The organism is Streptomyces sp. NBC_00285 (genome assembly GCF_036174265.1).
GTDB lineage: Bacteria > Actinomycetota > Actinomycetes > Streptomycetales > Streptomycetaceae > Streptomyces.
Genome location: NZ_CP108055.1, coordinates 9,054,583 through 9,078,590, shown reverse-complemented (window position 1 = coordinate 9,078,590; position 24,008 = coordinate 9,054,583). Strand labels below are relative to the sequence as shown.

Sequence of the window (24,008 nt, the reverse complement as noted above, 5' to 3'; positions counted from 1 at the left end):
AGCCCCCTGCACGGTCAGCGTGCTGTACTGCCACGGCCCGCTGTCGGGCCGGTGATCGCATCGCACCGTCCGGCAGGCCGACGCGGTCGGCGCCCGCCTCGTTCGCTCGTCCGCGATGCCGGCACAGACATCGGCCTACGCTCCCCTGAGCGGGATGCCGTCGTGACCCGCCCGGCCGCCGACGAGTGCGACCGGAACCCGCACCAGCCGCGGACCCGCGACACCGGCACGCCCCCGCCCCCGCCTCCCCCACTCACGGCACCGGAGAAGTCCTGATGAGCACCACCACCCGCCTGACCGTCGCCCAAGCCCTGGTGCGGTTCCTCTCCGTCCAGTACACGGAACGGGACGGTGTACGGCACCGGCTGATCGCCGGGACCTGGGGGATCTTCGGTCACGGCAACGTGGCGGGCATCGGCCAGGCGCTCCTGGAGGCGGGCGAGGACGCGATGCCGTTCCACCAGGGCCGCAATGAACAGGCGATGGTGCACGCGGCCGTGGGCCACGCCCGCCAGCTGAACCGGCTGTCCGCCCAGGCCGTCACGACGTCGATCGGCCCGGGCGCCACCAACCTGGTGACCGGCGCGGCCCTGGCGACGATCAACCGCCTCCCCGTCCTGCTCCTGCCCGGCGACTACTTCGCCACCCGCCCCGCCGACCCGCTGCTCCAGCAGCTGGAGCACCCGTCGCAGGCCGACGTCTCCGTCAACGACACCCTGCGCCCGGTCTCGCGCTACTTCGACCGGGTGACGCGCCCCGAGGCGCTGATCCCGTCCGCGCTGAACGCCGTACGCGTGCTCACGGACCCCGTGGAGACCGGTGCCGTGACCCTCTCCCTGCCGCAGGACGTACAGGCGCAGGCGTACGACTGGCCGCAGGAGTTCTTCGCCGAGCGCGTCTGGCACGTCCGGCGTCCCGCGCCCGACCCGTACGAGCTGGCCCAGGCCGTCCAGGCGATCCGGGCCGCCGAGCGCCCGCTGATCGTCGCGGGCGGCGGGATCCACCACAGCCAGGCCGAGGAGGCACTGAAGGCCTTCGTGGACGCCACCGGCATCCCCGTCGCGTCCACGCAGGCCGGCAAGGGCTCCCTGCGCCACGACCACCCCGCCGACCTCGGCGGCATCGGTCACACCGGCACGGCCGTCAGCGACGACCTGGCGCGTACCGCCGACCTGATCATCGGCGTGGGCACCCGCTACACGGACTTCACGACCGCCTCGAACACTCTGTTCCAGGATGCGGGCGTGCGGTTCCTCAACCTGAACATCGCCGCCTTCGACGCCCACAAGCTGGCGGCGCGGACGCTGGTCTGCGACGCGCGCTCGGGCCTCACCGCGTTGACGGAGGCGTTGTCCGGTCACCGCGTGGACTCGGCCTACGAGGCTGAGTACCGCGCCGGCAAGGAACGCTGGGAGCGGGTCGTCGACACCGCTTTCGGCGCGGCCGACGACAGCGCCGTGCCCACCCAGACCCAGGTGCTGGGCGCCCTGGACTCGGTCGTCGGGGACGACGACGTGATCATCAACGCGGCCGGTTCGCTCCCCGGTGATCTGCACAAGCTGTGGCGGGCCCGCAGTCCGCGCCAGTACCACCTGGAGTACGGCTACTCCTGCATGGGCTACGAGATCCCCGCGGCGATCGGCGTCCAGCAGGCCAGCCCGGACACTCCGGTGTGGGCGCTGGTCGGCGACGGCACCTACCTGATGATGCCGACGGAGCTCGTCACCGCGGTCCAGGAGGGCCTGCCGGTCAATCTGGTCCTGATCCAGAACCACGGGTACGCCTCCATCGGCGGCCTCTCCGAGTCGGTCGGCGCAGAGCGCTTCGGCACCCCCTACCGCTACCGGGCCGCCGACGGTACCTTCACCGGCGCCCCGCTGCCGGTCGACCTCGCGGCCAACGCGGCCAGCCTCGGCATGGACGTGCTGCGCGCCAAGACGGTCGGTGAGCTGCGCACGGCCCTGGCGACGGCCCGCGCATCCGACCGGCCCACCTGCGTGTACGTCGAGACGGACACCGATGGCGCGGCGTCGACCGCTCCCCCGGCGCAGGCCTGGTGGGACGTACCGGTCGCCGAGACCGCCGCCCGCGAGGCCGCCGTACAGGCCCGCGAGGAGTACGAGCTCCAGGTCGTCGACCGCCGTCGGCACCTGTGACCCACCCGGCCCCGTCCCGCGAAGCGGGGCGGGGGTCCCCAAGCTCCCGCACGACGAACAAGGGAGGTGTCCCGGTGATGACACCCGGTGAACGCGTCCGAACGGTGTCCGGCTCCCCGCTCGGCACCTGGGACTTCACACTCGACCGCTCCAGCCCGGTCCCGCTCTACTACCAACTGGCCCAGCAGCTGGAGGCGGCGATCGAGCACGGGGTCCTGGCCCCGGGCGATCTCCTGGGCAACGAGATCGACCTGTCGGTCCGGCTCGGCCTGTCCAGACCCACGGTCCGCCAGGCGATCCAGTCGCTGGTCGACAAGGGCCTGCTCGTACGCCGTCGCGGCGTCGGTACCCAGGTGCTGCACAGCCAGGTAAGGCGTCCGCTCGAACTGAGCAGTCTGTACGACGACTTGGAGACGGCCGGACAGGGGCCCAGCACCCAGGTCCTGCGCAACGAGAGGCAGCCCGCGTCCGCCGAGGTCGCCGCCGCCCTCGGGGTGAGGGAGGGCAGCGAGGTCGTCGTGCTGGAGCGGCTGCGCTGCACGCACGGCGAACCGGTGGCGTTCCTGTGCAACCACATCCCCTCGGGACTCCTCGAACTCGACACCGTCCGGCTGGAGTCGACGGGCCTGTACCGGATGCTGCGCACGGCGGGCATCACCCTGCACAGCGCCCGCCAGACCGTCGGCGCCCGCGCGGCCACCGACGCGGAGGCCAAGCGTCTTCAGGAGCCGGAGGGTGCCGCCCTGCTCACCATGCAGCGCACGGCGTACGACGACACCGGACGGGCCGTGGAGTTCGGCACGCACATCTACCGGGCGTCGCGCTACACCTTCGACTTCCAGCTGCTGATGCGGTCCTGAAGGGGTGTGACGGTTCGCCGACATCGAGTGCCCGGAGTGCTAGCGGCCGCAGGGACGGCCCGGGTACTCCGGGCTCTCCGGTACGCCCGCCGCGCGCATCCGGCGCAGCACCTCGTCCCGGATCGCCTCGTCGTCGATGTGGACGGGGCAGTTGACGTCCCGGTCGAAGACCAGAACCTCCCCGGCGGTGTCCCACAGGACCCAGCGGGGCGCGTGGGGCGAGTCCTGCCACAGATGCGCGTACCCGGTGATGCCGCTGATGCCGTCCGTCGTCGGAGCGCTCACAGATTTCCTTCCTCGGTCTCCCGGCCGTCGACGAGTGTCGCCACGACCTCGATGTCCCCGATGCGCGAGCTGTCGACGCCCGTGGGATCGTCCCCCAGGACGACGGCATCGGCACGCCTGCCCGGCGTGAGGCTGCCCACGCTGTCCTCCCAGTGGCAGGCCCAGGCGCCGTCGACGGTGTAGGCGCGCAGCGCCTCGTCGACGCTGATGCCCTCATCCGGGCCGATCAACTGCCCTGACAACGAAGCCCGTTCGACCATGAACTGAATCGCCCGCAGTGGCGACCCGTCCGCCACCGGCCGGTCGGAGCTCCCCACCAGCCGGATGCCGTGGTCCAGGAACCCCCGCCCCCGGTACATCCAGGGCGCCCGCTCCTCCCCCATGATCGACGCGTAGTCGTCGCCGAAGTACCGCAGGAAGTTGGGCTGCACGACGGCCGTCGCGCCCAGCGCCGCCAGCCGGGGCAGCTGATCGGGACGGATCAGCCCGGCGTGCTCGATGCGGTGCCGGGCGCCCGGCCGGGGCCGCAGCCGCTGCGCCTCCTCCAGCGCGTGGATCGCCACGTCGGCCGCACGGTCGCCGATGGCGTGCACCGCGAGCTGCCAGCCCGCGAGATGCCCGTCCACGATGGTCCGGTGCAGGAGTTCGGGGTCGTCCTGCAACTGCCCCGAGGTGTCGAGCCCTTGGTAGGGGCTGGTGAGTGCGGCGGTGCGGGCCATCATGCCGCCGTCGGTGTACACCTTCAGCGCGCCGACGGACAGCCGGTCGTCGCCGAACCCGGTGCGCAGTCCGAGGTCGATGGCGCGCGGGATGCCGTCGTCCTCGTGTGCGGCGACGGAGTGCAGCCGGTCGGCGGCCACCATCAACTGGACCCGCAGCGGCAACAGGCCACGTTCCCGGGCGAGTTGGTAGGCACCCAGCTCGACGGGGCTGTTGCCGAGCAGCGCGCCGCCGATGCCCGCCTCGGCGCACGCGGTGATCCCCTCGGCGAGGCAGGCACGCGCGGCCCGTCCGATCGCCTGCGCCAACTCCTCCTGCGAGTGCGGGAGTCGGAGAGCGCGTGCCGCGCCCATGGCTCCTTCGGCGAGGAAGGCGCCCTCGTGCGGGACGACGCCGGGCAGCAGGTCGAGGACCGGGCTGCTGACCGCGCACCCGTGTCCCGAGTCGTGCATCAGGAGCACCTTGCGTCCGGCGGCGGCCTTGTCCAGTTCGGGCAGGGTCAGGTGCCGGCCGAGCCCCCGCTGGTCGTACCCCGCGACGTCCACCCAGCCGCCGGGCGGGACCTGCGCCGCCGCCTGCGCCACGACGGCGAGCACGTCCTCGATCCGGACACAGGGCGCGACCGTGGGCGTGGCCGCCTTGAACCCCGTCCAGGCCAGGTGGACATGGCTGTCGATGAACCCGGGCAGCACGGTCGCGCCCTGGAGGTCGACCACCCGCTCAGCGGGCAGCCCGGTCACAGCCTCGTCCAGGCCCACGATCCGGCCCCGCCAAATGCCCAGGTCGTGGGCGACGGGGTGGTCGGGGTCCATGGTGAGGACGCGGGCGTTGGTCAGTCGCGTGGTGAGCATGGGACGTCGGTTCCTCGTTCCGGGTCGGCTGACGATCCGAGCCTCAGCCTGCCTGCCCCATGCGCTCGACCAGGCTCTTGGGCCGCATGTCCGTCCAGTTTGTCTCGATGTGGTCCAGGCACTCCTGGCGGGGCGCCGGGCCGTGGGCGACGGTCCAGCCGGCCGGTACGTCGACGAAGTCGGGCCACAGGCTGTGCTGGCCCTCGTCGTTGACGAGCACGGAGTAGACGCCGTCGGGGTTCTCGAAGGGGTTGGTGTTGCCGCTCACAGGAATACTCCTCGGTCGGGGTGGATGCGTCGGGGTACGGGTGTCGGGGTCGGTGAGCCGGGTGGTGCCGGTCAGTGTCGGTCGGGGGTCCCGGCGCGGGCGACCAGTGCCCTGAGCGCCCTGAACCAGGTCTCCGCCAGGTCCCGGACCGCCTCCTCGGACAGAACGGCGGCGGGCCAGGACCAGTGGGCGGCCAGCACCGGCCCGTCGGCGCGGTCCTCGGTGACGACGTTGATGCCGAGGGCGTGGCCCTCCCGCATCCCCGGCTCGGCGCCGATGTCCGAGACGTCCTCCTCGGGGGCGTAGGACCAGTCCGTCGTCTCGGGGACGTCGAAGCGGCCGAGGTAGTTGAACTCGATCGGCGGTGCCTCGAAGTCCGCCAGGACCGGGGCCGTACGGGGGTTGAGGTGGCGGAGCATGCCGTACCCGGCGCCGTTCGCGGGCAGCGAACCGAGGTGGGCGCGCACCCGGGCGAGCGCCTCCTCGACCTCCGGCCCGCCCTCCAGGGCCGCGTCCAGGTCGACGGGTCCGGGATCGAGCAGGACCGGGAAGACGCTGGTGAACCAGCCGACCGTACGGGACAGATCGGCGTCCCCCGCCAACTCCTCGTCGCGGCCGTGGCTTTCGAGGTCGACCAAGGTCGGACCGCCCTCGCCGGCCCCGTGGCGCCGCCGCCAGTCGGCGACGGCGAGGCCGAGGCCGGTGAGCAGCACGTCGTTGACGGTCGCGGTGAAGGCTGACGGCACGGTGGACAGCAGCGGGCCGGTGATCGTGGTGGGCAGCCGCAGTTCCAGTCGCCGAACCGTGCCGGCCGTGTCCCGGACCGGGTCCAGCGGGCTGTCGAGCGGGAGGGGCGCGGCTCCTTCGAGTACGCCGGTCCAGAACGGCAGTTCCGCCTCGCGGGCCGGGTCCTGGGCCAGCTCTTGAAGCCTGCGCGACCAGGTGCGGAACGAGGTGTCGACGGACGCGGGTCGCGCCGGGCGTCCGGCCTCGACGTCGGTCCAGGCCGCCGCCAGGTCGGGCAGCAGAATCCGCCAGGACACACCGTCGGTGACAAGGTGGTGGGCCATCAAGAGGAGCCTGCCGGGCTCGTCGCCCGCGTCGAACCACACGGCCCGCACCATGGCGCCCGTCTCCGGGTCCAGTGCGGCGCGGGTCGCGTGGGCACGGTCCCCGACGACCGCCCGCAGCTCCTGGCCGTCGAGTCCGGCGACGTCGACCCGCTCGATCCACGTCCCGGTGTCCACCGATCCGGCCGCCGGCACCTCAAGGGTCCAGTCACCGGCTTCGGTGCGTACGAGGGTGGCGCGGAGCATGGCGTGCCGGTCGGCGAGCGCCAGAAGCACGGCGGCGAGCTTCGGCCGGTCCAGGGCGGCGGGCGTCTGTACGAGGGCCGACTGGTGGTAGCTCCGATACGGGCCGCCCAGTTCGCGCAGCCAGTGCATGACCGGCGTGAGCGGGACGGTTCCGGTGCCGTCGTCCGCGGGACGGGCCGTGGCGGAGCCGGTGGTGGTCGCCACCTCGGCGAGGCCGGCCACCGTGCGGTGGCGCAGCACGAGTCGCGGAGTGATCCGTACGCCCGCCGCCCGCGCCCTGCTGACGAGTTGCATCGCCATGATGCTGTCGCCACCGAGCGCGAAGAAGTCGTCGTCGACGCCGAGCTCGTCCAGTCCGAGCACATCGGCGAAGACACCGCACAGGGCCTCTTCCAGCGCGGAACCGGGAGCCCGGCCGGTGGAGAGGGCGGAGAAGTCCGGGGCAGGCAGGGCGGATCGGTCCAGCTTGCCGTTGGCGAGTTCGGGCAGCCGCTCCAGCAGGACGACGACGGCCGGCACCATGTGGTCGGGCAGGTGACGGCCAACCTGGCCGCGCAGCCGCGCCGGGTCGGGCAGTTGGCCCGGTGCGGGGACCACGTACGCCACCAGCAGCTTCCGGGCACCTTCCTGACGTACCGTCACCACACCCTGGGCGACGTCCGGTTCGGCCGTGAGGACGGCCTCGATCTCGCCTGGTTCGATGCGGAACCCGCGGATCTTGACCTGGTCGTCGGCCCGGCCGAGGTAGTCCAGATATCCGTCGGCGGTCCATCGGGCGAGGTCACCGGTCCGGTAGAGCCGGGAGCCCGGATCGCCGAAGGGATCGGCGACGAACCGTTCGGCGGTCAGCGCGGGGCGGCCCAGATAGCCGCGGGCGAGGCCGCCGCCGGCCAGGTACAGCTCGCCTGTCACACCGGGCGGCAGGGGCTGCAGCAGGTCGTCGAGGACGTACGCCCGGGTACCCGCCACGGGCCGGCCGACGAGCGGCCGGTCGCTGTCGCGCACCCGCGCCACCAGGGCGTCGACGGTGGACTCGGTGGGACCGTACAGATTGAAGGCCTCGGTGCCGTCGAGCTGCCCGAGCCGCTCCCACAGGGCGGCGGGGACGGCCTCGCCACCGACGCCGACGACGGCCAGCGGGCAGCTCCCGTCCGCACGCACGAGGCCCGTCTCGGCCATCTGGGCGAAGAACGACGGCGTGACCTCCAGGAAGTCAAAGCCGTGTTCGACGACGGCTGCCGCGAGCAGCTCCGGGTCACGGCGTGTCTCGTCCGACACGACGTGCACGCAGTGCCCGTCGAGCAGCCACAGCTGGGGCTGCCAGGAGGCGTCGAAGGAGAACGCCCAGGCGTGTCCGGCCCGCAGGTGACTGCGGCCTGTGGCGGCCTTCGCCGGTGCGTAGAGCGTCTCGCGGTGGCTGTGGAAGAGGTTGCCGACGGTCTCGTGGGTGATGACCACGCCCTTGGGCCGGCCGGTGGAGCCGGAGGTGTAGATGACGTACGCCGGGTGGCGCGGGGTGAGGGGGGCGAGGCGGTCGCCGTCGAGGAGGTCGGTCGCGTCCTGGGCGGCGAGCAGTCCGACCGTTGCCGGGGCGTCCAGCTCCAGCACGGGCGGGCCGTACACGGGCAGCAGTGACGCGATGTTCCGTGTGGTGAGCGTCAGTACCGGTCGGGCGTCGTCGAGCGTGTCGCGGAGGTGGCCGGCCGGTGCGTCCGGGTCGAGCGGCAGATAGGCGGCACCGGCCTTCTGCACGGCGAGGATGGCCAGGAGTGTGCGGGCCGTACGGGGCAGGGCGAGCGCCACGAGCCGCTCCGGGCCCGCGCCGTGGGCGACGAGGAGACGGGCGAGGCGGTTGGCCTCGGCGTTGAGCTGCGCGTAGGTCGACTCCGTTCCGTCGGAGGCCACGGCGGGGGCGTCCGGGGACAGTGCGGCCTGCCGTTCGAAGAGGACCGGCACCGTCGTCGGCGCGGCGAGGAGCGGACGTGCGTTCCACTCGGTCAGGATCCGGCGGCGTTCGGCGGCACCGAGGATGTCGATCCGGCCGATCGGAATGTCGGGGGCGACGACCACCGCCCGCAGGAGGCGGATCAGTCGCTCGGCGATCGCTTCGGCGGTCGCCGGGTCGAAGAGGTCGGCGCTGTACTCCAGCACACCGTCGACGCCGGCTCCGCCCGCGCGTTCCACGAAGTCGAAGGAGAGGTCGAACTTCGCGCCGTCCGCGCCGACTTCCTCCCGCCGCGACTTGAGCCCCGCGAAGCCGCCACCGTCGACGCCCGCGGCGAGGTACACGACCATGACCTGGAAGAGGGGATGCCGGGAGAGTGAGCGGGCGGGGTTGAGGACGTCCACCACACGCTCGAACGGCACGTCCTGGTGGTCGAAGGCGGCCAGGTCGGTCTCCCGCACCCGGGCGAGGAGTTCGCGGAACGCGGGGTCGCCGGAGGTGTCGGTGCGCAGCACCAGGGTGTTGAGGAAGAACCCGACCAGGTCCTCCAGCACCTCCTCGGTGCGTCCGGCGATCGGGCTGCCGAGCGGGATGTCCGTGCCGGCGCCCAGCCGGGTCAGCAGTGCCGCCACCGCCGTCTGGACGATCATGAACATACTGACGTGGCTCGACCGGGCCAGCTCGCGCAGCCCGGACGCCAGCTCGGCGTCCAGAGCGATGTCCACCACGCCACCGCGGTAGCTGGCCTCCAGCGGGCGCGGGCGGTCGGTGGGCAGCGCGAGTTCCTCGGGCAGACCGTCCAAGGTCCGCTTCCAGAAGGCCAGTTGCCCGAAGGCCACGCTCTTGGGGTCGTTCTCGTCACCGAGCAGCTCACGCTGCCAGAGGCTGTAGTCGGCGTACTGGACGGGCAGCGGCGCCGTCTCGGGCGACCGGCCCGCCGCACGCGCCTCGTAGGCGGCGGTCAGGTCCCGGGTGAGCGGCCCGTCGGACCACTCGTCACCCGCGATGTGATGGAGCAGGAGCAGCAGGACGTGCTCGTCCTCACCGTTGCTCAGGAGGTGCGCGCGCAGCGGCGCCTCCCGGTCGAGCTCGAAGCCGTACGACGCGGCCTCCGCGAGGCGTTCGGCGAGATCCTCCTCGCTGGTGGCGGCGGCCGTCCGCACCTCGATCCTGGCCTGGTCCGGCTCCAGGATCAGCTGGTACGCCCGCCCGTCCTCCTCGGGGAAGACGGTACGCAGCGGCTCGTGCCGGGCCACGAGGTCGTCGACGGCGAGTTGCAGCGCGTCCGTGTCGAGCCGCCCGGTGATCCGCCAGGCAAGCGGGATGTTGTACGTGGGGCTGGGGCCCTCCACCCGGTAGAGCACCCAGAGGCGCTGCTGGGCGAAGGAGAGCGGCAGCCGCTCCGGGCGCTCCACCGGAGCGAGAACGGGCAGACCGGCGCCGGTTTCCTCACTGCCTTCGCGCAGGCGCTCGGCGAGCCGGGTGACCGTGGGCGCCTCGAAGACCGAACGCAGTGAGACCTCGGTGGCGAGTACGGCCCGGATGCGGGCGGCCAGTCGCATCGCGAGGAGCGAGTGGCCGCCGAGGGCGAAGAAGTCATCGTCCACGCCGACGCGTTCGAGGTTCAGCACGTCCGCGAAGAGGCCGCGGAGAATCTCCTCGCGTGGGGTGCGCGGCAGCCCTTCGCCCGTCCCGGCCGTCGTCGCGGTGAAGTCGGGGGCGGGCAGGGCGCGGCGGTCGAGCTTGCCGCTGGGGGTGAGGGGCAGCGCGTCGAGGACGACGAAGGCCGCCGGAACCATGTGCTCGGGCAGTGCGGTGGCTGCCTGCCGGCGGAGTCCGGCGGAGTCGACAGTGGCGGTGCCGGCGGGGACGACGTAGGCGACGAGCCGCTGGTCGCGGGCGACGACGCTGACGTGGGCGACGGTGTCGTGGCGGGCGAGCACGGACTCGATCTCGCCGAGTTCGACGCGGAAGCCACGGATCTTGACCTGGTCATCGGTACGGCCCAGGTATGCGAGCGTTCCCTCTGCCGTCCAGCGTCCCAGGTCACCGGTCCGGTACATGCGTGAACCGGGTGCCCCGAAGGGGTTGGCCGTGAACCGTTCCGCCGTGAGACCGGAGCGGCCCAGATAGCCACGGGCGAGCTGGTCACCGGCCAGATACAGCTCCCCCGCCACGCCCGGCGGAACCGGTCGCAGCGCCGCGTCGAGCACATACACCTGGGTGTTCCACACCGGGCGGCCGATCGACACCCGGTCGGTCAGCTCCGTCACCTGGCCCGCGGTGACGTCGACCGACGCCTCCGTGGGGCCGTACAGGTTGTGCAGTTCGGCCGGCAGCACGGCACGGAACCGCTGGGCCAGTTCGTCGGGCAGTGCCTCCCCGCTGCACAGCACCCGGCGCAGCCCCAGGCAGCCCGCCGCCGACGGCTCCTCCAGGAACATCTGGAGCATCGACGGCACGAAGTGCACGGTCGTGACGCCCTGCTCCTCGATCAGCCCGGCGAGGTAGGCGGGGTCCCGGTGGCCCTCCGGCTTCGCCACCACGAGGGCGGCACCGGTGATCAGCGGCCAGAAGAACTCCCACACCGACACGTCGAAGCTGGACGGCGTCTTCTGCAGGACACGGTCCTCGGCACTCAGGCCGTACTCCCCCTGCATCCACAGCAGACGGTTCGCGATGCCCGCGTGCGGGACGACGACACCCTTCGGGGTGCCCGTCGAACCGGAGGTGTAGATGACGTACGCGGGACTCGACGGGTCGTATTCCTGCGGGAGTTCACCGTCCGGCGGGCCCTCCGGGAGCGTGTCCCTGATCACGGTCACCGGGCGGGCGTCGGCCAGCATGAACGCCAGTCGCTCCTGCGGATAGTCGGCATCCAGCGGCAGATAGGCGCCGCCCGCCCGGTGCACCGCCAGCAGCGCGACCACCAGGTCCGCCGAGCGAGGCAGCGCCACGGCGACCGTCTTCTCCGGGCCCACACCGAGTCCGGCCAGCACCCGGGCCGTCCGCTCCACCCGGGAGTCCAGCTCGGCGTACGTCAGCCGCTGTTCGCCGTCCACCAGCGCCAACGCGTCCGGGGTACGGGCCACCTGGGCCCGGAACAGCTCGGGAAGGCTCGTGGACGCCACCTCCTGCGCGGTGTCGTTCCAGCCGAGGACGGCCCGCCGCTCGGACTCCTCCAGCACATCCAGGTCCCGCACCGGCACGTCGGGACCGGACGCCACCTGGTCCAGCAGCCGCACCAGGCGTCCCGCCGTCCGGGTGGCCGTCGCCTCGTCGCAGAGGTCGGCCGCGTACTCCAGGAGCAGGGTCAGTCGGTCCGACTCGTCGACGAAGGTGAAGTGGAGGTCGAACTTGGCCATGCCGGTGTCCATGTCGAACCACTCGGTGTGCATACCGAGGACATCGGGGTCGCCGTCGGGTCGGTGGTGGTAGCCCAGCATGACCTGGAAGAGCGGGTTGCGGCCGGGCACCCGGGACGGGTTGACGGCCTCCACGACCCGGTCGAAGGGCAGGTCCTGGTGCTCGAACGCGGCCAGGGACGACTCCCTTACCCGAGCGATCAGTTGACAGAACGTCAGGTCGTCTCCGGACACGTCCGTCCGCAGCACGAGTGTGTTGACGAAGAAGCCGACCAGGTCGTCGAGCGCGTCGTCCGTGCGGCCCGCGATGGGCGCCCCGAGGGGGATGTCGTCCCCGGCGCCGAGGCGGTGCAGCAGTGCGGCCGTGGCGGCCTGGAACAGCATGAACATGCTGGTGCCGGTGGTGCCGGAGAGATCGCGCAGGGCCCGCCCGGTGGCGGCGGGCAGTTCGAGGCGGACCTTGCCGCTGCGGCCGGTGGGCTCGGCGGGGCGGGGCCGGTCGAGGGGCAGCTGCAGTTCCTCGGGGAGGTCGCGCAGGGTGGCGGTCCAGTGGCCGAGCTGGGCCTCGCCGACCTGGCCGAGCAGTTCGTCCTGCCAGAGGGTGTAGTCGGCGTACTGGACGGGCAGCGGCGCCCACTCGGGGGCGTGGCCCGTGCGCCGGGTCCGGTAGGCGGTCGTCAGGTCGGCCAGGAAGGGGCGGTCGGACCACTCGTCGGTGGTGATGTGGTGGAGCACGACGGCCACCACGTGGTCGGCCGGACCGACTCTCAACACCTGGCAGCGCAGGGGAAGTTCGCCGGTGAGGTCGAAGGGGCGGCGCTGGGCCGACTCGATCAGCCCGCCCAGGTCTCCGTCGGCGCAGTCCGTCACGGTGAACTCGGGGTCGGCCTCGGCCGCGGGGACGATGAGCTGGTACGGCTCGCCGCCCTGCTCGGGGAACACGGTCCGAAGGGCCTCATGGCGTCCGGCGACGTCCCGTACGGCCGCCCGGAGTGCGTCGAGGTCCAGGTCGCCGCGGAGGCGGAAGACCAGCGGGAAGTTGTAGGCGACCCCGCTGCCGGTGATCCGCTCCACCAGCCACAGACGGCGCTGGGCGGCCGAGAGGGGGATGCACTCGGGCCGGGCGACAGGGGTGACGGCCGGGCGCGCCGGGCGTGAGGTGTCGGCGCGGGCCGCGAGGAGTTCGGGCGTGGGCGCCTCGAAGAGGTCCCGGATGGCCAGTTCGGCGCCCAGTTCGGTGCGGGCCCGGCTGATGAGGCGGGTGGCGAGGAGGGAGTGGCCGCCGAGGTCGAAGAAGCTGTCCTCGGCGCCGACTTCGGGCAGTCCGAGCACCTCGGCGAAGAGCCGGCCGAGCACCTCTTCCTGCGGATTGCGGGGACCGCGTCCGCTGCCGAGGGCGACGGCCGGTTCGGCGTCAGGCAGGGCGCGCACGTCCAGCTTGCCGTTGTCGTTCATGGGCAGCCGGTCGAGGGTGACGAACGCGGCCGGGACCATGTACTCGGGCAGCCGCTGCTTGAGGTCCTCGCGGAGCTGTCGGATCAGGCTGTTGGCGTCGCGGGCGGCCGTCGGGGAGTTGGCGTACGGGGCCGCTCCGCCGCCGGGGAGATAGAGCCCGGCGGTGAGCGACGGTACCTCGCCGGTGACGAACACTGCGTCGTACGTGCCGGGTTGCCCGGACCAGGTGGTCAGGACGTGGTACCCGAGCCCGGCGGCGAGGTCGCGCAGCGCCTCTGGGTCCACTCCCCCTGCGGTGCCGATACGGGCGTCGGGGATGCCGGTGAGGCGCAGGGGCACAACGGTGAGCAGACCCGTCAAGTCAGCACCTTCGGCGCCGAGTTGGGTTGCCTCGAAGGGGGTGCTCGGCACATCCGTCAGCCGCAGGTCCGGCTCGTCGGCGTACAGGACGGCGTCGTAGCGGTAGCGGGTGAGTTCGTTGTGGCGGCGGGCCTGCTTGGTGCGCAGGTCGACGCCGTAGCCGAGGGTGGTGAAGTAGTCGGGGTCGACGAGGAGTTCCTTCTCCAGGCGCAGGCCGCGTTCGACGGCCCGGCCCAGCGCGTCGCCACTGGCGCCCTTCGCTTCCTGGATCTCGGTCTGGAAGGTGCGGGCGAGCCGCAGGTTGCGGATGTCGCCGACGAACAGCGCTCCGCCGGGGGCCAGCAGCTCCATCGCGCCCCGGATCACCGAGGTCAGGTAGTCGATGCTGGGGAAGTACTGGATGACGGAGTTGATGACGATGGTGTCGAACCAGCCGTCGCCGGGCAGGCCGGTGAAATCGTCGGCGGGCTGGGCGCGGAGGGTGACCCTGGACGCCAACTCCGGTTCCTGGAGCAGCTCCTGCCCGATCTTGCGGATGACGGGGGCGGCGAAGTCGGTGGCCCAGTAGGCCTCCGCGTCCGGGGCGAGCCTGGACAGGAGCAGGCCGGAGCCGACGCCGATCTCCAGGATCCTGCGGGGCTTCAGGGAGCGGATGCGCTCCACGGTGGCCTCGCGCCACTCCCGCATGTGATCGAAGGGGATGGGCAGGCCGTCGTAGGAGGAGTCCCAGCCGGCGTACTCCTCGGTGAAGACGGCGGTGCTGATCTCCTCGTACTCGTCCGAGTAGATCTCCTGCCATTCGCCGACCTGGTCGCGCTCGGCGGAGTCCCGGTCGCCTTCCGCCAGTTGGGCGGGTACGACGTATCCGACGAGGCGCTCGTCGCGGACGATGACGGCGGCGTGGGCGACCCGGTCGTGCTGGGCGAGGGCGGTCTCGATCTCGCCGAGCTCGACACGGTAGCCGCGGATCTTGACCTGGTCGTCGGTGCGGCCGAGGAAGTCGAGGTTGCCGTCGGGGTTGCGTCGGACCAGGTCACCCGTGCGGTACATGCGCTCGCCGGGCTCGCCGAAGGGGTCGGCGACGAACCGCTCGGCGCTGAGGGACGGCCGGTTGAGGTAGCCGCGCGCCAGACCGATACCGGCGATGTACAGCTCGCCCGGCACGCCTTCGGGGACCGGGCGCAGCCAGGCGTCCAGGATGTGGGCGCGGGTGCCACGGATCGGGCGGCCGACGGTCGGCGTGGCACTGTCGAGCGTGCCGCCGCCCAGGGTGTTGATGGTGTACTCGGTCGGCCCGTAGAGGTTGTAGCCGTACGTGCCCTCGGTGTCGCGGAGCCGGTTCCACACCGTCTCCGACACGGCCTCACCGCCGAGGAGGACCAGCGGCGGGCGGTGGCCCTCCAACAGGCCTTCCTCGATGAGGAGATGGGCGTAGGTCGGGGTCACGTTGACGACGTCCACGCGATGGCGCTCACAGTAGGCGACGAGGGCTTCGGCGTCGCGCCGCAACTCCTCGTCACAGATGTGGACTTCATGCCCCTCGACCAGCCACAGCAGTTCCTCCCACGACATGTCGAAGGCAAAGGACACGGTGTGCGCGATGCGCAGTCTGCGTCCGCCCGCCGACGCGATGGCCGGTTCGAAGATCTCCTTCTGGTGGTTGAGCTGCATGTTGGTGAGGCCCCGGTACGGCGTGACGACGCCCTTGGGACGGCCGGTGGAACCGGAGGTGTAGATGACGTACGCCGGGTGTTCCAGGCCGAAGGCGACGGAGACCGAGTCGCCCGGTAGCGCGTCGAGTTCGGCGGCGATCTCCGGGTCGTCGAGCAGCACGCGGGGTGTGTCGCCCACCAGTCGCGCCGACACGGCGGCCGTGGACAGCAGCATCGTCGGACGGGCGTCGTCGAGCATCGCGGCGAGCCGGTCGTCCGGGTAGTCCAGCTCCAGTGGCAGATAGGCGGCGCCCGTGCGCAGTACGGCGAACAGGGCGACGACCATGTCGAGGGAGCGGGGCAGGCCGAGGGCGACGACCCGTTCGGGGGCGGCGCCCCGCGCGATGAGCAGCCGGGCCATCCGGTTGATGCGGGTGTCGAGTTCGGCGTAGGTGAGGGTGCGGTCGCCGAAGACGACGGCCGTGGCGTCGGGGGTGGCTGCGGCCTGGCCGGCCAGCAGGTCGGCGATGGTCTCCGTGGGATCCGGGACCCGTCCTGCGGCCCGCTCGACCGCCAACTGGGCGTGCTCGGCGGGGAGGAGCGGGTCGAGGCCACCGACCGGGGCGTCGAGGTCCTGGGTGAGGCGGTCCAGGAGGAGGGTGAAGCGGTCGAGCAGGTCCTGGGCCCGGGGGCGGGCGATGACGTCGGCCCGGTGGGTCAGGGTGACCTGGATGGAGCGGCCCGGGGTGACGACGAGGTTGACCGGGTAGTGGGTCGCGTCGACGTTGGCGACGGCCGTGGCGCCGTGCCGGTCGCTCAGCTCCGCGAGCCGCTCCTCGGTGTCGTTGTTGCGCAGCACGAACAGCGTGTCGAACAACCGCCGGTGCCCGGTCTCGGCCTGCAGCACACCCAGACCCAGATACTCGTACGGCATGACGGCGAGCCGCTCGTCCTGGACGCGGCGCAGCAGTCCGAGCACCGGCTCGGCCGGGTCGTAGGCGATGCGCGCGGGGACGGTGTTGAGGAACATGCCGATGACGTTCTCGATGTCCGGCACCTCGCTGGGCCGGCCGGCGACGGTCGTGCCGAAGACGACGTCGGTGCGGCCGGTCGCGCTGGCCAGGGTGAGTCCCCAGGCGGCGTTGAGCACGGTGTTGAGCGTCAGCCCGTGGCGCCGCCCGATGGCGCGCAGCCGCTCGCCGACCTCGTCCGGGACGAGGACGTCGAGGCTTTCCGGGATGTCCGGTTCCAGGCCCTGGTCGGCGGCGGCGAGCAGTGTGGGTTCGTCGAGTCCGGCGAGGGCGCGCCGCCAGGCGCCGGTGGCGACGGCCGCGTCCTGGACCTCCAGCCAGGTCAGGTAGTCACGGTAGTTGCCGGGCGCGGGCAGGGTGCTCGCGTCGCCGCCGTTCTCGTACAGGGCGAAGAGCTGGTCGAGGAAGGTCCAGGCGGACCAGCCGTCCCACAGGAGCAGATGACGTCCGACGACCAGCCGGTCGCCCCGGTCCGCGCCGAGGCGGACGAGGAGCATACGGAAGAGCAGCGGCCGGGTGAGGTCGAAGCGCCGGGAGCGCTCGACTTCGGTCAACTCCCGCAGCCGTACGTCCTGTTCGTCCGCCGGAAGTCCGGAGAGGTCGACCTCTTCGAGGGGAATCTCGGGGTCGCGCACGATGAACTGCACCGGCTGGCGCAGGCCCTCGCTGGTGAACCCGGCGCGCAGGCTGGGGTTGCGGGACAGCAACACCCGTACGGCGGTGCGGAGTCGGCCGGTGTCGAGGGGTTCGGCGAGGTCGAAGGACTCGTGGACGGTGTAGACGTCCAGGGCGCTGTCGTCGTACGTGGAGTGGAAGAACAGGCCTTCCTGGAGAGGGGCCAGCGGCCAGATGTCCTCGACGGGGTCGGGACTGAGCCGGTGGACTCGCTCGGTCTCCTCGGGCGTGAGGGCGAACGAGGAGCGCAGAGCGGCCACTTCGGCCACGGGCGCCGCCGCTGCGGCGAGGGCGGCCGGGGTGCGGTGCTCGAAGACGTCACGCGGGCCGAGGTCCAGGCCCGCCCGGCGGGCTCGGCTGGAGACGCCGATGGAGGTGATGCTGTCGCCGCCGAGCATGAAGAAGTCGTCGTCGATACCGACCTCGTCGAGTTTCAGTACGGCGGCGAAGATCCCGGTGAGGGCGTGCTCCCGCTCGTTGCGCGGGGCGCGCGTCTCGGCCCGTACCGTCTGCGGGGCGGGCAGCGCGGCCCGGTCGAGCTTGCCGCTCGGGGTGAGCGGGAGAGCGTCGAGGACGACGTAGGCGGCCGGGACGACGGCGGCGGGGAGTTCCTCGCCGAGCGCGGCCTGCAGTGCGGCGGGCGGCGGCACCTCGGCGTCGCGTGCGGGCACGACGTACGCGATCAGCTGACCGTCGCCCACGGTGACGGCGGACTGGGCGACCGTCGGCTGACGGGTCAACGCGGCCTCGATCTCGCCGAGTTCGATCCTGTTGCCGCGAATCTTGACCTGGCGGTCGGTGCGGCCGAGGTACTCGATCACCCCGTCCCCGCGGCGGCGCACGAGGTCACCGGTCCGGTACATCCGGGCGCCGGGCTCGCCGTACGGGTCGGCGACGAACCGCTCGGCGGTCAGCTCCGGCCGGGCGTGATAGCCGCGCGCCAGCTGAACGCCCGTCAGGTACAGCTCGCCGGGGACCCCTTCGGGCGCCGGACGCAGGCAGGAATCCAGGACCCGCAGGCCCGTGTTCCACACCGGCCGTCCGATGGGCACGGTGGTGCCGGGTGTGCCGTCGAAGGAGTGGTGGGTGACGTCCACGGCCGCCTCGGTGGGGCCGTACAGGTTGTGCAGCGGTACGCCGGTCAGCTCGCGCCAGTGGGCGGCGGCGGCGCCGGGCAGGGCCTCACCGCTGCTGAAGACGTTGCGCAGGGAGGCGGCCCAGGCCGGGTCGGCGGTGATCTCGTCGGACCGGAGGAATGCCTCCAGCATCGACGGCACGAAGTGCATGGCGGTGATGCCCTGTTCGCGGATCAGCCCGGCGAGGTAGGCGGGGTCGCGGTGTCCGTCCGGGCGGGCGAGGACCACGGCGGCGCCCTCGCACAGCGCCCAGAAGAACTCCCAGACGCTGACGTCGAAGCCGGCCGGAGTCTTCTGCAACACCCGGTCGGCTGCGGTCAGTTCGTAGGTGCCCTGCATCCAGGCCAGCCGGTTGACGATGGCCCGGTGGGTGACGACGACACCCTTGGGGCGGCCGGTGGAGCCGGAGGTGTAGATCAGGTAGGCCGCGTCGTCGGGGTGGGCGGGCAGCGGCTCGGGGCCGGCCTCCTCGGCGGGGGTGCCGAGCAGCAGAAGGGCATGCCCCGGCGGGAGGTGGGGAGCGGTCGCCGAGGTGGTGACGACGGTGGTGGCACCGGAGTCGGCGAGCATGTGGGCCACCCGGTCGGCCGGGTAGTCCACGTCCACCGGGAGATAGGCGGCGCCCGACTTGAGGACACCGAGCAGCGCGACCATCAACTCGGCCGAGCGCGGCACGGCGACGGCGACGACCGTGCCGGGGCCCACGCCACGAGCAGTCAGCCTGCGAGCCAGTACCCCAGCCCTGACATCCAGTTCGCGGTAGGTGAGCGTCTCGCCCTCGTACACGACGGCGGCCGCGTCCGGGGTGCGGGCCACCTGGGCCTCGATGGTCGCCGCGAGGGTCGTGGCGGGGATGTCCCGGTGTTCGCCGGCCGGGTGGGCGGCCAGGAGCTCCTCGGTGGACAGCAGGTCCACGTCGGCGACCGACTGCCCCGGGTCCGCGGCGAGGGCGTGCAGGATGCGGGAGAGGCGGTCCGCGATCCGGCGTACGGCGTCGGCGTCGAGCCGCTGGGTGTGGTGCTTGAGCCGCAGGTCGAGGCGTCGGCCGGGCTTGACGATCAGGGCGAGCGGATAGTGGACGGCGTCGTGGAACTCGTGGCCCGTCAGACGGAGGGTGCCGGTCGGGTCGGCGAGGTCGGTCGCGGCCGGGTAGTTCTCAAGGACGACGAGAGTGTCGAAGAGCTCGCCGGCGCCCGCGAGGCCCGCGACGCGCTGGAGTTCGGCGAGGCCGAGGTGCTGGTGGTCCAGCAGTTGGGCCTGCTCGTCCTGGAGCCGGCCGAGGAGACCGGCGAGCGTGTCGGAGGGCTCCCAACGCAAGCGTGTCGGGAGGGTGTTGATGAACAGGCCGATCATCGACTCGATGCCCTCGACCTCGGCGTCACGGCCGGAGACGGTCGTGCCGAACACGACGTCCTTGCGTGCCGTGAGCCGCCCGATGAGCAGCCCCCAGGCCCCTTGGACGACCGTGCCCAGGGTCACGCCGTGCTCCCGGGCCCGCGCGGCCAGCCGGGCGGTGACCTGCTCGGACAGTTCGAGGCGGATCTGCGCGGGCTCGACGGGCGTTCCGTCGGCGGGGGTCTCGACGAGCCGGGTGGGTTCCTCGATCCCCGCGAGAGCCGTACGCCAGGCCGAGCGGGCGGCCTCGCGGTCGGCTCCGGCCAGTCGGCGCAGGTAGGCACTGTAGGGCGCGGGCTCGGGCAGCGCGGCCGGGGTGTCTCCGTAGGAGGCCATCAGTTCGCGGTGCAGGACGGGCAACGACCAGCCGTCGGCCACGATGTGATGGAACGTCAGAAGCAGTCGGCTGCGGTGTTCGTCGAGCCGGATCAGCGCGCAGCGCATGAGGGGCGGGTTGGCGAGGTCGAAGCGGTGGGCGCGCTCGGCGGCGGCGACCGCGTCGGCCAGCGGGGCGCGGGCGGGGCCGGCGTGGACGGTCAGGTCCACGTCCCGCCAGGGCAGTTCCAGGTTCCCGGCGACGAGCTGCACGGGCTGTCCGTCCGGGCGGCGGCGGAAGCAGGCGCGCAGCGGGGCGTGCCGGTCCAGGACTCGCTGGGCTGCCAGCCGCAGGGCTTCGCCGTCGACAGGTCCGGTCAGGTCGAGGGCCTGCTGGACGACGTACGCGTCGAGGTCGGCTCCGTCGACGAGGGAGTGGAACCAGAAGCCCGCCTGGAGGGGGCTCAGCGGCAGTGCCTCCTCGACGGTGAGCGGGAACTCGCCCTGGATGTCGGCGAGTTCGACCGCGTCGAGGACGACGAGGGGGGTGTCCGATCGGGCGTCCTCCCGGACGACCTCGCCCGCCGCGGCGGCGAGTGCGACGACCGTGCGGTGCTTGAAGACGTCCCGGGAGCTGAGGCGCAGACCGGCCCGGCGGGCGTGGACGAGGAGCTGGATGGCGGTGATGCTGTCGCCGCCGAGGGCGAAGAAGTCGTCGTCGATGGTGGCCGAGCGCAGGCCCAGCACCTCGGCGTAGGCGGCGCACAGGAGTTCCTCGCGGGCGTCGCGGGGCGGGCGTCCCGCGCTGAGAGCGCCGTAGTCGGGGGTCGGGAGTGCGGCGCCGTCGAGCTTGCCGCTCGGGGTGACCGGGAGCCGGTCGAGGGGGACGACAGCCGCGGGGACCATGTATTCGGGGAGCCGATCGGCGGCGTACGAACGCAGGCCCCTCATCAGGGCGTTGATGTCCCGGAAGGGTGCCGGACGGTTGGCGTGCGGGGCCGTGCCGGAAGGGCGGTAGAGACCGGTGAGCGGGGTGTCGCCGAGGGCGAACACGATGTCGAGGCTGCCGTCGTCGGCCCTGCCGTTCCAGGTGACGGCGGTGCGCAGGCCGTGGCGGGCGCCGAGAGCGTGGAAGACCTCGGGGTCCGGGGCGTCCGCCGTACGGCTGCTGTCGTCCAGGGCGGACAGTGCGGCCAGGTCCTCGGCGAGGCGGGCGTTGGGCACGCCGGTGACGCGGAGCAGTGCGGGTCCTTCGGCCAGGAGGGCTTCGAGTGCCTCGGGCCCGCTCCAGACGATCTCCGTACCGTCGGCCGGCTCCGGGACGGCCGTCTGCTTGCTGAGCATCACGTCGTAGCGGTACCGGGTCAGTTCGTTGTGGTGGGCGCCGCGTTTGACGTGGATCTCGGCGTCGAAGCCGTCGAGCGCCGCGAAGTAGTCGGGGTCCAGGAGGAGTTCGCCCTCCCAGGCCACCGAGCGCTCGACGGCTGCCGACAGGGCCTGCTTGTCGTCCGTGTCGTCGGTGCGACGGCTCTCCACGGCCGCGCGCAGGCAGCGCAGGAGTCGCGCGTTGCGGACGTCTCCGATGAACAGCCGTCCGCCGGGGGCCAGGAGGGTGCCGACCGCGCGGACGACGTCGGTGAGGTAGTCGGCGTTCGGGAAGTACTGGGCGACGGAGTTGATGACGACGGTGTCGAAGTGGGCGGCCGGAAGTCCGCTCACGTCGTGCGCGGGCCGCGCGGACAGCCGTACCCGGTCGGCGAGTTCGGGGACCGCGTGGATCTGGGTGCGCAGGGCGCCTACGGCCTCCTCGGAGAGGTCGGTGCCCCAGTACTCGTCGCAGTCGGGCGCGATGCGGGCGAGGATCAGACCGCTGCCGACGCCGATCTCCAGCACGCGGCGGGGCGCGAGGTCCGTGATGCGGGCGACGGTCGCCGCGCGCCACTCGCGCATCTCCTCGACGGGGATGGGCAGCCCGTCGTACATGCTGTTCCAGCCCGCGAAGTTCTCGCGGAGCGTTGCCGGGTCGTCCGTGCCGCCCTCCGATCCGGCGGCGGAGTACAGCAGTTCGTGCAGGTCCTTCCACTCCTGGACCTGGTCGGCTCTGTCATGGCCGGCCGCGTCGCTGTCCAGCGCGGGCACGACGTACGCGGCGAGGCGGCGGTCGCCGGGGCGGTCCTCGCGTACGACGACCGCTGCCTGGTCGACCGCCGGGTGGGCGCGGAGCACGGACTCGATCTCGCCGGGCTCGATACGGAAGCCGCGGATCTTGACCTGGGAGTCGGCGCGGCCCAGGAAGACCAGTCGGCCGTCGGCCTGCCAACGGACCAGGTCACCGGTGCGGTAAAGGCGTTCGCCCGGTGCGCCGAACGGATCGGCGACGAACCGCTCGGCGGTCAGGTCGGGCCGCCCGAGGTAGCCACGGGCGAGCCCGGCGCCGCCGAGGTACAGCTCGCCGGGGACACCGGCGGGGACGGGCCCCAGGCGGCCGTCGAGGACGTACGCGCGCGTGCCCGGGTCCGGGATGCCGATGGGGACGACGGAACCGGCCGGGATGTCCGGGTCGCACAGGCCGAGGGTGGAGTTGGTGGTGGCCTCGGTGGGGCCGTACGCGTTGAACATCATCCTGCCGCGGGCGTACCGTCCGACCAGCTCGGGCGAGACGCGCTCGGTGCCCGCGAGCAGCGTGGCGGGCGGGAGTTCGACGTCCTCGGGCATCGCGGCCAGCAGGGCGGGCGGCAGGATCATGAACGTGATGCCGTTGGCGTGGGCGTAGTCGGCCAACGCGCGGCCGGGCACCCGGCGTTCGGACGGTACGACAACGAGCCGGCCGCCGGAGAGCAGACCGAGGCACAGGTCCCAGAAGGCCACGTCGAAGCTGGGCGAGGCGAACTGGAGCACCCGGCTGTGCGGGCCGATCCCGAACCGCTCGCTCTGTGTGGCGACCAGCTTGGCGACGCCCGCGTGGGTGAGGACCACGCCCTTGGGGCGGCCGGTGGAGCCGGAGGTGTAGATGACGTAGGCGGCGTTGGCGATCGACAGTGAGGCCGGGTCGGAGTCGGCGGGCCGGTGCTCCGCCAACTCCCGTACGGTGTCGGGCGCGTCGAGGACCAGGACCTGGGTGCCGTCGTTCGCCGGGATGTCGTCGGTGACCTCGGCGGTGGTGACCAGGCAGACGGGGGTGGCGTCGGCGAGCATGTACGAGATGCGGTCGGCCGGGTAGTCGGTGTCGACCGGGAGGTAGGCGGCTCCCGACTTCAGCACCGCGACCTCGGCGACGATCAGCTCCGCCGAGCGGGGCACCGCGAGGGCGACCACGCGCTCGGGTCCGGCGCCCCGGGCGATCAGGGCGGCGGCCAGGCGGCCCGCGCGGTCGTCCAGTTCGGCGTAGGTGAGCCGGGTGTCCTCGAAGACCAGCGCGATCTCGTCCGGGCGCTGCCGTACCTGGTCGGCGAACATCTCCGGCCAGGTGCGCAGCGGGATGTCGTGGTCGGTGTCGTTCCAGTCGCGCAGGACGCGGCCGTGCTCCTCGGCGTCGAGCAGCGCCAACTCGCCGACGGGGGTGTGCGGGTGGGCGAGGGCGTCGGCGAGCAGGGTCGAGTAGTGGTCGGCGACGCGCTCGGCGGTCGCGGCCTCGAAGAGGTCGTCGCGGTAGGTCACCCGCAGCTCACCGGCGTGGACCGCGAGCACGAGGTCGAGCAGGTCCCCGCCGGTCGGCACGTCGCCGAACGCGGTGTTGAAGAGCATGCCGCCGCCCCGGGTGGGGTCGGGGCGCAACAGGTCGACGAGCGTGTCGGGTTCGACCCGGTGGGCCTCGGCCTCCTCACGCGCCTCGGACACCCGCCGCACCAGGTCCGTGAAGGGCGCGTCGCCGTCGACGGCGATCCTCAGCGGCAGTCCGGCGTACCCGAGGGTGATGTCCCGGGCACCGCTGTAGCGGTGCAGGACGGCCGCGTACGCAGACAGGAGAATCGATTCACTGGCGGTTGTGGTCAGCGGGCGGCGAAGGGTGTGCCGATCACCGGTGGCGCGCAGCGGGTACGGGAAATCGACCGGGAGAGCGGTCTCCTGCGGGAGCGGAGCGAGGCGACGCAGCCAGAAGGCCGCGTGTGCGCCTTCCGCGCCGTCGATACCGGGCACGCGTACTTCGAAACCGGACACAGGCGACCGTGCCTCCTGGGTGTACGGACCGGCTCAGCCGGAGGACCGCGGGCCATACTAAGGTA

6 protein-coding genes are annotated in these 24,008 nt (G+C 72.4%); 2 read left to right on the top strand and 4 right to left on the bottom strand.

Features of this window, described 5'->3' with window-relative positions; translation table 11 throughout:
• The first annotated feature begins 275 nt into the window (after positions 1–275).
• Together iolD and OHT57_RS41525 are read left to right on the top strand one after the other, a co-directional pair.
• Positions 276–2,156, top strand: coding sequence for a 3D-(3,5/4)-trihydroxycyclohexane-1,2-dione acylhydrolase (decyclizing) (gene iolD, locus OHT57_RS41530; RefSeq protein ID WP_328752115.1), 1,881 nt, complete (start codon positions 276–278; stop codon positions 2,154–2,156).
• A 77-nt stretch (positions 2,157–2,233) separates the two neighbouring features.
• Positions 2,234–3,016, top strand: a complete 783-nt coding sequence (locus tag OHT57_RS41525) for a GntR family transcriptional regulator (protein ID WP_328752113.1) — start codon at positions 2,234–2,236, stop codon at positions 3,014–3,016.
• 39 nt (positions 3,017–3,055) lie between these two features.
• On the opposite strand, the gene OHT57_RS41520 is transcribed toward OHT57_RS41525, so the two are convergent.
• The 4 genes from OHT57_RS41520 to OHT57_RS41505 form a co-directional block, all read right to left on the bottom strand.
• Positions 3,056–3,301 (bottom strand): hypothetical protein, encoded by a 246-nt coding sequence (locus OHT57_RS41520; protein ID WP_328752112.1) that lies wholly within the window; start codon positions 3,299–3,301, stop codon positions 3,056–3,058.
• Entirely contained in the window at positions 3,298–4,872 is a 1,575-nt protein-coding gene (locus tag OHT57_RS41515) for an amidohydrolase (protein WP_328752110.1), read from the bottom strand. Before OHT57_RS41515 ends, OHT57_RS41520 begins: the two co-directional genes overlap by 4 nt.
• Positions 4,873–4,915: 43 nt before the next feature.
• Positions 4,916–5,140, bottom strand: a complete 225-nt coding sequence (locus tag OHT57_RS41510) for an MbtH family protein (RefSeq protein ID WP_328752109.1) — start codon at positions 5,138–5,140, stop codon at positions 4,916–4,918.
• 71 nt (positions 5,141–5,211) lie between these two features.
• Positions 5,212–23,943, bottom strand: a complete 18,732-nt coding sequence (locus OHT57_RS41505; RefSeq protein ID WP_328752108.1) for a non-ribosomal peptide synthetase — start codon at positions 23,941–23,943, stop codon at positions 5,212–5,214.
• Between the last annotated feature and the right edge of the window lie 65 nt (positions 23,944–24,008).